This window comes from Aquabacterium commune (genome assembly GCF_004362855.1).
Taxonomy (GTDB): Bacteria; Pseudomonadota; Gammaproteobacteria; order Burkholderiales; family Burkholderiaceae_C; genus Aquabacterium; species Aquabacterium commune.
Window position 1 is genome coordinate 35,913 of sequence record NZ_SNXW01000001.1, and the last position, 9,850, is coordinate 45,762.

Sequence of the window (9,850 nt, forward strand, 5' to 3'; positions counted from 1 at the left end):
AGGTGGCCGGTTTTTTCTTGGCTGGCGTCAGGATTTGCCACTCAAGCGTGACATCCAGACGAAAAAAAGCCGCTCTTGCGAGCGGCTTTTTTGTACGCTGAACTGAAGATCAGTTCGAAGCGGCCGAAGCAACTTCGGAAGCGGCAGCAGCCACTTCGGAAGCGGCAGCGGAAGCAGCGTCCACGGCAGCGGAAGCAGCCACAGCGACTTCGGAAGCAGCGGAAGCGACTTCGGAAGCGGCGGTAGCAGCAGCTTGTTCTTCTTTCTTACCGCAGGCGGCCAGAGCCATGGCAGCGATCAGCGAAGCCAGCAGGAGCGACTTTTTCATGCTTGTGTCCTCAAAAGGAGTGTCAAAAACGGTGGTCTTGGAACTGTGTTCAAAGCCCGAGACCCGTCAGTGATCGAACACGGTGCGGGCCACAAGGGCAGAGGATGCATCGCAACTGGCGTTGCTCCACATTCAGCCATCGATTATACGGCGCATCGGGCAGTTCCCTATAGACCGAGGGTCGTGCCTGGCATCGCCTCCGCTGAGCGTTGCGAAATAACGTCAAAATCAGCCTGCCAAACGTGCAGTGTGGCCGGATCCGAGCTCCAGACACCCCGCCCGGACAAGCCATCCAGCAAGCGCAGGCCCAAACGCCCAGGCCACAGCAGCATCGGGCGCAGCTGAGACGCGTCCTCCTCGTTGGCCTGCAAACAGCGCACGCGGTGCGACCAATTCTGCCGCCACGCCAGCCAGCGCGGGTGCTTGCGCGGGAACTCATCGAACCGGGCAGCCAGCACAGTCAGGTGGGTGCGTGGATGCGCCAGGACGCCTTGTTGCAGGACTTCGACAAGGGCCCGCTCCCCGAGGGGCCATTGCCCAAAGTCTGGGTCGCTCAGGCGCCAGTCCGCGGGCTCGGTGCTGCCCATGGCCAGGGCCGCCCGCAGGCGGTCTTCGAAATCGCGCCAACCGTCGATGCGCCCTGAAGGGTGGGCCGTGGCATGGTCAGTGGGGCGGGGCTCGTCAGACGTGTCCATGGCCATGCTCCGCTTCAGGGCTGCGGGTGCAGCCAGCCGTCTTCCGCCCACTGGTTGAGCAACTCGCGCAAGGTCGCACTGGCGCGTGCCACGGTCTTGGCGCTCAAGCCACGTCGGTCGGCCAGCTCGCACAGGTGGCGGGCGTCTTGCCCGGCGGCGCGCCAGGACTCCCCGTTGGCGAACACGCGCTGGCCGTCATAGACCATGCGGGTGCGGGCGTCCAAGCGCACACCCACGCCTTCGGGCAAGGGCTCGCCGGCCTCGAACCACACGCGCGGCTTGGGCTCGGTGAGGATTTCGCCCAGCGCCGAGCGCAGGCCATCGCGGTCCTTGAGCAGGCGCTCGATGGCATCGGCGGCAAACGCCTCCAGCGCATCGGGGATGAGGCCAGGCGTCTCGGTGGCCTCTTGCTTGGGGTCGCGGTAGAGGCGGCGCGGGGCCTCGCTGTCGAGCTCCTCGACGAACCGGATCAGCACCTCGCGCGCCAGCTCGGTGGCCTCGGGCACGCGGAAACCGATGGAGCAGGTCATGCACTCGCCCTGCGCGACGCCGTCGTGCGCCCACATGGGCGGCAGGTAGAGCATGTCGCCAGGCTCCAGCAGGTACTCCTCCTCAGGCTCGAAGTGGCTGAGGATTTTCAGCGGCACATCGGGCTGCAGGCTGTCGTCCTTGAGCTTGCCGACCCGCCAGCGGCGCTGACCGTGCACTTGCAGCAGGAAGACATCGTAAGAGTCGTAGTGCGGGCCCACGCCACCGCCATCGGTCGCGTAGGAGATCATGAGATCGTCCAGGCGGGCGTCGGGCACGAAGCGGAAGCGCTGCAGCAGCTCGTGCGCGGCCGGCACGTGGAGGTCCAGGCCCTGCACCAGCAGCGTCCAGCCGGGCTGGGTCAGTGGCGGCAGACTGCGTCGGTTCAAAGGGCCGTGCTTGAGCGACCAGCCGGCGTCGTCCGCGACCGCGGCAGCAGCCTTCGCGCCCTTGCCGACCTTGCCTGGCTGGGCTTGCGCCAGCCGCTGCTGCACGATCAAGCGGGACTCCACGGCCTCTTCGCCGGCCAACGCGAACAGCGCGGCACGGTCCAGCGGCGCCTGCACGCCCGGCACCGCCTGGCGGATCAGCAAGGGCTTTTTCTGCCAGTGGCGGCGCATGAAAGCGCTCGGCGACAGGCCGCCCAGCAGGGGCGTCGGGGTGTCAGGAGACGGCGGCAGCGGGAGGGAGGATGCAGGTGCGTTCATGCCCCGCATTGTGCTGCGTCCCGCGCAGGGGCGGTGCACAGTCGTGAGATGATCTGCGCATGATCATTTCTTCCCCCTGTGTGGTCAGTCTGACGTGGCGCCTTGAAGACGCCCAAGGCCAGCTGATCGACGAGTTGACCGAGCCCATGGAGTTCCTGCTGGGCGGCGATGACCTGCTGGCCAAGGTGGAGCACGCGCTCATCGGCCAGACCGCGGGCTTCGAGGCGAACCTGCACCTGGAGCCGGAGCATGCCTTTGGCGACTACCGCGCCGAGCTGGTGTTTTTCGAGGCGCGCGACATCTTCCCCGATGCCGTGACCGAGGGGATGCAGTTCGACGGCCCGCCCGAAGGCAGCACCACGCCCGACCTGTCCAAGGACGCCATCTACACCGTCACCGAGGTCTATGAGACCCACGTGGTCCTGGACGGCAACCACCCGCTGGCCGGCATCTCGCTGAACCTGACCTTGCAGGTGTGCGATGTCCGCCCGGCCACAGAGGAGGAGACCGAACAGGGCTCGGTGGCGCTGTCGCCGCTGTCCCTCGGTGGCCACGCGGCGCCCGAAGGCACCACCCTGCACTGATCAAGCCAGCCTCAAGCGCGGCCGGTCGATCCGAAACCGCCCTCGCCGCGCTGGCTGGCGTCGTCGAAAGCCTCGACCACGCGGAACTTCGCTTGCACCACGGGCACGATGACCATCTGTGCGATGCGCTCCATCGGCTGGATGGTGAAGGGCTGGCTGCCGCGGTTCCAGCAGCTCACCATCAAAGGGCCCTGGTAGTCGGAGTCGATCAGGCCGACCAGGTTGCCCAGCACGATGCCCTGCTTGTGGCCCAGGCCCGAGCGCGGCAGGATCATGGCCGCCAGGCCCGGGTCGCCCAGGTGCATGGCCAGGCCCGTGGGGATGAGCTGGGCCTGACCGGGCGCCAGCACCAGGGCCTCGTCCAGGCAGGCACGCAGGTCCAGCCCAGCGCTGCCAGGCGTGGCGTAGGCCGGCAAGGTGTCGGTCATGCGGGGATCGAGGATGCGGATGTCAACGGTGGTCATGGTGAGCGGGGTCAGGATGCGTGGTCTGAAGGATCAAGCGGCCAGGCGTTGGGCCAACTCGGTCATGAGCGCACGCGCCAGGGTGAGTTTGTCGGCCTGGCTGCCGTCGGCGGGCAAGGGGCGCTCGCTGTGGGCGTCCACCAGCAGCAGGCTGTTGTCGTCGCGGCCGAAGGTGGCCGGACCCAGGTTGCCGACGATCAGCGGGATGCGCTTGCGCAGCAATTTGGCACGCGCGTGCGCCAGCAGCTGCTCGCTCTCGGCCGCGAAGCCCACGCAGTAAGGCGGCTGCGCCAGCGAGGCCACCGCGGCCAGGATGTCGGGGTTCTCGGTGAGCTCGAAGGTGGGCGCCTGCTTCTTGCCCTCCTTCTTGATCTTGTGCTCGCTCAGGGACGCAGGGCGCCAATCGGCCACCGCGGCCGTGGCCACGAACACATCGTGCTGGCCGGCCTGGGGCAGCACGGTGTCGAACATCTGCTGGGCGGTCATCACGTCGATGCGGCGCACGCCGCGCGGCGTGGGCAGGTGCACGGGCCCTGCCACCAGCGTGACCTGGGCACCGGCCTCGGCCGCCGCCCGCGCGATGGCAAAGCCCATCTTGCCGCTGGAGTGGTTGGTGATGCCCCGCACCGGGTCGATGGGCTCGAACGTCGGGCCTGCCGTGATGAGCAGGCGCCGTCCGGCCAGCACCTTGGGCTGGAAAAAGGCCACGAGCTCGTCGAGCAACTCCTGGGGCTCCAGCATGCGGCCGTCGCCCACCTCGCCACAGGCCTGATCGCCACTGCCCGGGCCCAGCACCACGGCGCCATCGGCCTGCAGTTGCGCCACATTGCGTTGCGTGGCCGGGTGGGACCACATCTCGCGGTTCATGGCCGGGGCCACCAGCAAAGCGCAGCGCTCACGCGGGCGTGCCAGGCACAGCAGGCTGAGCAGTTCGTCCGCCCTGCCCTGCACCAGGCGCGCGATGAAGTCCGCGCTCGCCGGCGCGATCAGGACCGCATCGGCCTCGCGCCCCAGGTTGATGTGGGCCATGTTGTTGCCCTCGCGGGCATCCCACTGGCTGGTGAAGACCGGGCGGCCCGACAGGGCCTGCATCGTGACCGGGGTGATGAAGGCCTCGGCGGCCTCGGTCATGAGCACCTGAACGGTGGCGCCAGCCTTGGTGAGCAGGCGCACGAGTTCGGCCGATTTGTAGCAGGCGATGCCGCCCGAGAGGCCCAGCACGATGTGCCGGCCCTGGAGATCTGCGCGTTCTGACATGGGCCCGACTCTAGCAGGCCCTGAGCCCCCGCTTCAGGCGCAGATGCTGGTGCGATAGACGCTGGGCGACATGCCCATCCAGCGCTTGAAGGCGAAGGTGAAGGCACGGCGGTCGGAGAAGCCGAGCTCCGCGCTGATGGACTCCATGCTGATGGCGCGGCGGCGCAGCATGATCTGGGCGCGGTGGCACTTGGCCTCCGACTGGATGTCCACGTACTTGACGCCATCGGCCTGCAGGCGACGCTGCAGGGTGCGCGGGTGCAGGCCCAGCGCTGCGGCGGTGGCTTCCAGGCCTTCGCGCAGCAACTCCGGGCGACGCTCCAGGGCCCAGCGGACCTCGTCCACGATGTGGCGCTCGGCGCCCTCCTGGCTGAGGCGGCGCTCGATGCGCTGGCGCGCCTCGGTCAAGGCCTGCGGCAGCGGGGCGTTGAGCGGCTGGTCCAGCCAGCGGCGGTCCATGACCAGCGCGTCGGCGTCCTCGTTGAAGGTCACCGGCACACCGAAGTGCTCGGTGTACTTCTCAGGGTGGGCCGGCGCCGGCCCCGCCATGCGCACCGACAGCAGCACGTGGGCGCTGTGCGCGGCACGGCGCAGCAACTGGTTGATGGCGGCCAGCAGCACTTCACGCACGTGGCAGAACTCGCGCGGGTCCTGCCCCGGCACGGTCATCACGACGCGCACATGGGCCTCGGCACCGAACTCGTCCAGGCGCACGTTCATCCAGGGCGTCAGGACTTCGCGGGCCCAGCCGGCGAGTTCCAGGATCTCGCGCAGCGTGGTGCAGGAGTCGAGGAAGGCATCGAACTCGGCGAAGTGCTCGAAGACGAAATTCTCGCCCAGGGCGAAGGGAAAGTGGTGGGTGCGCGCACGCTCCACACACATCGAAAAAGCCTTGAACAGGCTGGCAGGTGGCACGCGCAGGGGCACCTGCGGGTCATGCGGGTTGATGCCCACTTCGCGGAGGACGGGGTCGATGGTGAAACCACAAACCGAAGCCGCCTGACGCCAGCTTGCGAGAGCGGGCACAGGGACGGGAGACGAGGACAGCCGAGGTTGCATAGCGGTACGACAAGCCAATATCGATTAACGATCAGCCAAAGGGCTGGCTGAGGACTAATCTATGTGACGCAATGACCCCACGCAAGGAACCTTGCGCGCCACAAAGGGCGAGCACACGACACGACCACTCAAATGATGTGCTCGTTGCTACGCATATCGTGTGCTTTGAGGGCCAAACGTGGCGGCCGCGGCACACTGCGGCACATCGTCCGCACCGCTGCGGAATGCTCAGGCTTGCTGCTCTCGCCAGGCGCTCGGGGTCGTGCCTTCCCAACGCTTGAACGCGGCCGTGAAGGCGCGGCGGTCCGAGAAACCCAGGCGTGCGCTGATGTCATCGATGGAGACATCGCCCTGGCGCAGCCACTGGCAGGCCAGGCGGTGGCGCATGCGCGCCTGCACGTGCAGGTAGCTGTCGCCCTCGTCCTTCAAGCGCCGCTGCAGGGTGCGCGGGTGCAGGTTGAGGCGGTCGGCCATGTCTTCCACACCGAGCGCCAGCAGGTTGGGCTCGCGGGTGATGAGCTCTTCGATCTCGGCGGCCACGCCCTGGCGGCGCGCCTCCTTGCCCAGGCGCTGCTCGGCCAGGAACTGCGCCTGCTCGTGCAAGGCGGGGAAGGCGCCTTCCAGGGGCAGATCGAGGATGCGCCGCTCGAACACCAAGGCATCGGCCGACGCGTTGAAGGTGACCGGAACACCAAAAAACGGCTCGAAACTGGCGGCGTACTTCGGAGGCGGTCCCTTGACGGTGACGCCCACGAAACCCAGGTCAGAACCCTGCAGGGTGCGACCGAACTTGCGGATGCACGCCAGGATGGCCTCGATGACGAGGTGCAGGGGCAGGCCGGACAAAGCGGCATGGGGCACGGGCACATCGAAGCCCACGCAGACGCGCGCGAGTTCGCCCTCTTCCTTGACGTCCAGCGTCAACCAGGGCAGGACCATGCGCTTGGCCAGATCGGCCACACGCAAGGCTTCGCGCAGCGTGGGGCTGGTCGTCAGCAGGGTCTCGAACTCGGGCAGGGACTCGAAAGCGAAGGTGTCGCCCAGCACGAAGGGGAAGTGCTTCTCCGGCGACAGTGCCACGCACTGCTCCAGCAAGGAGATGAGCTGCAGCGGCGAGACGCGGGCGTCTTCCAGGCGGATCAGGTCGATCTTGATGCCTGCTTCTTTGAACAGCGGCTGGACGTTGAATCCGCACTTGGCGCCGGCCTTGATCCAGGCCGAGAGCATGAACAAGGGGATGGGCTTGATGCCCAAGGCCTCCAGCATGGCCGCAGGGGGAAGTGGAATGCGCATAAAGAAAATCGGCACACCCAAGACAGGTGTGCCGAAGTCTAACCAACTACAGGGGTGTCACGCAGGAAATTTGCGCGACAGAACTCAGCGCACGGCGGCCAGGTCCGCACGCATCAACTCGCTGGCCTCGACCGGGTCGTTGTGCTTGGCAAAACCGCGCAGCCACTCCTCGTAGCCAGGCTGTTCGGTCTCTTGCCAGGGGTGATAGCCCGGCTTGTAGTACTGCACGTAGTGCTTGTGCAGGGGCGCGGCGAAACCACCGGGCTTGAGCAACCACCAGATGCCCTTGGCGTTGAGCTGAAGGCGCTGGAAGAAGCTGAAACCATCGGCTTTGAGCATGGCGTTGGCGAACTTCAGGATCACGTGCGGGAACATGAAGGTGGCGTGGATCAGGGCACCGCAACGCTTGAAGTAGCCCACCTTGGCGTAGTCGATCATGACGTCGTAGGCCACGCCCTTGTGCTCGACTTCTTCGATGGCGTGCCAGGCGTACATGGCGCGGACTTTGGGGTGCGCGTCGCCCATGATGTCGCGGTCGTCGAACATGGCGTGGGCCCCCAGGGCCGTGAAGTGCTCCAGCGCGCCGGTGATGGCCAGGGTGTATTCGCGGCTGTGGCGGTTGCGGTACTTGTCGAACAGCAACTGGTCCAGCCAGCCGATGAGCTTGTCCACCGGCATGCCTTGCTTGCGCAGCACGTTGTTGTACTGCTCATGGACCATGCTGTGCTGGGCTTCCTGGCGGTTGAAGTCCTTGATGTCTTTCAGCAGCTTGGAGTCGTTGATCTGGTCGCGGAAGTCGCGCACGGTGACCATGAAGAACTTTTCGCCCGGCGGGAAGATCAGGGACATCGCGTCGAAGAAACGGGTCTTGAACGCGTCACCGCCGAACCAGTACTTGGGGATGCTGGGGTCGTCGAGACCGAAATCCAGCTTCTCGCGCGGCACGATGGGGTGTTGCTTGTCGGATGCGTGTGCCATGTGGTCGTCCTCTGTGTGTTGTCTCCAGAATGACGCCATCGTAGGAAGCGCTGGGGTGACGCAACAGGATGTCGCGTGACAGCAAGGCATCGTCAACGACAGCACGGCAGCCGGGAGCCCCGCAGGTTTGCGCTGGATCAAATCCATGAAAAAAGGCCCCCGAAGGAGCCTTTGTGCGCCCGAACCGAACAGGTGTCAAGCCATGGCCATGACCGAGCGCATTTGCTCGCTGGCTTTGACCGGGTCGCGCTCGTTGTGGTCGAAGGCGGCCAGCCACTCGGCATAGCCAGGCTGGTCGGCTTCGTGCCAGGGGTGGTAGCCGGGCTTGTAATACTGCACATAGTGCTTGTGCATCGGGGCCAACAGGCCACCGGGCTTGAGCAGCCACCAGATGCCCTGGACGGTCATCTTCAGGCGCTCGGCACGGCTGAAACCGTCCTGGATCATCAGCTGGCGCTGGATGTGGAAGATGGTGGCCGGGAACATGTAGGTGGAATGCAGCAAGGCGCCGACACGCTTGAAGTAGCCCACCTTGGCATAGTCCTCCATGACGTCGTAGGCCACGCCCTTGTGCTCGACTTCCTCGATGGCGTGCCAGGCGTACATGGCGCGCACGCGGTGGTCGGCGTCTTTCATGACATCGCGCTTGTCGAAGAGGCTGTGCGCGAAGATGGAGGTGAAGTGCTCCAGGGCCGAGGTGATGGCCAGGGTGTAGTCGCGGCTGTAGTGCTTGCGGTAGTGGCCGTTGAGCAGCTCGTCCACGTACTGGGTCAGGCTGTCCACGTCGATGCCTTGCTGGCGCAGGCGGTCGTTGTCCTGGCGGTGGACCATGCCATGTTGGGCTTCCTGGCGGTTGAAGTCCTTGATGTCCTGCAGCAGCTTGGGGTCGCTGATCTGGTCGCGGAAGTCGCGCACGCAGGTCATGAAGAACTTTTCGCCCGGCGGGAAGATGATGGACAGGGCGTCCCAGAAGCGGGTTTTGAACGGGTCGCCGCCGTACCAGAAGCGGGGAATGTCACCGTCCAGGCCGAATTGCAGGCGCTCGCGGGGAACGATGGGATGCTGTGCAACGGGGGTGGTCATGGTGTCTCCTCTTGCGGGATGGGTCTCTGTTGGTCTCGAATGTCGCGCTTTGATCTGGGTCAACACAGGATGCTGTGTGACACGAAGGGTTCGTTGCCGACACCCCGGCCTGCACCCCGGCAAAAGTACCGCCGAAAGCCGATTCAAGCGTGCGTCAAGGTCGTCGGTGGCATCCCACTCGCAAGTTCATGGGTTTGCTGTATTTTCAGTAATTACTGAAATTTCAGCATATCATTGCGGCATCTCAAATGTCTGTCAGAACTTTCGAGGCCCGCCATGACCACGCTCAGCCCCCTTGCCCACAGCTTTGTCTCTCACTTCGGCGAAATGGGCAGCCGATGGGGCATCAACCGCACCGTGGGGCAGATCTACGCGCTGATCTACGTTTCGGCACTTCCCATCCATGCCGACGAGATGGCTGAGACGCTGGGCTTCTCGCGCTCCAACGTCAGCATGGGCCTGAAAGAGCTGCAGGCCTGGCGCCTGGTGCGGCTGCGTCACATGCCCGGCGACCGCCGTGAGTACTTCGAGCCCTCGGGGGACGCCTGGGACACCTTCCGCCGCCTGGCCGAGGAGCGCCGCCGCCGCGAGATCGAGCCGACACTGAGCATGCTGCGCGACGCCCTGCTGCAAGAGCCCGCCAGCCCCGAGGACGCCCATGCCCAGGCCCGCATGCGCGAGATGCGTGACCTGATCGAGCAGCTGACGCAGTGGTTCGACGAGGTCAGCCACATGGACGCGCAAACCCTGTCCAAGCTGATGAAGATGGGCGCCAAGGTGGGCAAGCTGCTGGACTTCACCGGCATCGCCAAGCGCGGCGCCGCCAAGCCCGCCAGCACAGCCAGCACCGGCCACACGGGCACGGAGGGATGAG

The 9,850-nt window shown here is 65.8% G+C and carries 11 protein-coding genes; 2 read left to right on the plus strand and 9 right to left on the minus strand.

All coding sequences use genetic code 11. The features are described from left to right. Positions 1 to 109: 109 nt before the first annotated feature. The 3 genes from EV672_RS00190 to EV672_RS00200 form a co-directional block, all read right to left on the minus strand. Positions 110 to 328, minus strand: a complete 219-nt coding sequence (locus EV672_RS00190) for a hypothetical protein (protein ID WP_133605588.1) — start codon at positions 326 to 328, stop codon at positions 110 to 112. 167 nt (positions 329 to 495) lie between these two features. After that, positions 496 to 1,023, minus strand: coding sequence for a hypothetical protein (locus EV672_RS00195; protein WP_133605589.1), 528 nt, complete (start codon positions 1,021 to 1,023; stop codon positions 496 to 498). Positions 1,024 to 1,037: 14 nt separating this feature from the next. After that, a complete protein-coding gene (locus tag EV672_RS00200; protein ID WP_133605590.1) occupies positions 1,038 to 2,258 on the minus strand; it encodes a JmjC domain-containing protein in 1,221 nt (406 codons plus the stop codon). A gap of 59 nt (positions 2,259 to 2,317) precedes the next feature. Here EV672_RS00200 and EV672_RS00205 point away from each other — a divergent pair, with 59 nt between their 5' ends. Continuing rightward, entirely contained in the window at positions 2,318 to 2,842 is a 525-nt protein-coding gene (locus tag EV672_RS00205; protein WP_133605591.1) for an FKBP-type peptidyl-prolyl cis-trans isomerase, read from the plus strand. A gap of 11 nt (positions 2,843 to 2,853) precedes the next feature. Here EV672_RS00205 and dut read toward each other — a convergent pair whose 3' ends face one another. The 6 genes from dut to EV672_RS00235 form a co-directional block, all read right to left on the minus strand. Then, entirely contained in the window at positions 2,854 to 3,306 is a 453-nt protein-coding gene (gene dut / locus EV672_RS00210) for a dUTP diphosphatase (protein WP_133605592.1), read from the minus strand. Between the two features lie 33 nt (positions 3,307 to 3,339). After that, positions 3,340 to 4,563: a bifunctional phosphopantothenoylcysteine decarboxylase/phosphopantothenate--cysteine ligase CoaBC gene (coaBC, locus tag EV672_RS00215; protein ID WP_133605593.1), complete on the minus strand. Its 1,224-nt coding sequence runs from the start codon at positions 4,561 to 4,563 to the stop codon at positions 3,340 to 3,342. Positions 4,564 to 4,596: 33 nt separating this feature from the next. Next, on the minus strand, positions 4,597 to 5,589 hold the full coding sequence (locus EV672_RS00220; protein ID WP_166643390.1) for an AraC family transcriptional regulator: 993 nt from the start codon (positions 5,587 to 5,589) through the stop codon (positions 4,597 to 4,599). Between the two features lie 261 nt (positions 5,590 to 5,850). Next, positions 5,851 to 6,915, minus strand: a complete 1,065-nt coding sequence (locus EV672_RS00225; protein WP_133605595.1) for an AraC family transcriptional regulator — start codon at positions 6,913 to 6,915, stop codon at positions 5,851 to 5,853. Between the two features lie 84 nt (positions 6,916 to 6,999). Further along, on the minus strand, positions 7,000 to 7,893 hold the full coding sequence (locus EV672_RS00230; protein WP_166643391.1) for a metal-dependent hydrolase: 894 nt from the start codon (positions 7,891 to 7,893) through the stop codon (positions 7,000 to 7,002). Positions 7,894 to 8,088: 195 nt separating this feature from the next. Next, the gene (locus EV672_RS00235) at positions 8,089 to 8,976 is read right to left on the minus strand and encodes a metal-dependent hydrolase (RefSeq protein ID WP_133605597.1); all 888 of its coding nucleotides are present in this window, start codon (positions 8,974 to 8,976) and stop codon (positions 8,089 to 8,091) included. 276 nt (positions 8,977 to 9,252) lie between these two features. Between EV672_RS00235 and EV672_RS00240 the strand changes: the two genes are divergently transcribed. Next, positions 9,253 to 9,849, plus strand: coding sequence for a GbsR/MarR family transcriptional regulator (locus EV672_RS00240; protein ID WP_133605598.1), 597 nt, complete (start codon positions 9,253 to 9,255; stop codon positions 9,847 to 9,849). The last annotated feature ends 1 nt before the right edge of the window (position 9,850 follow it).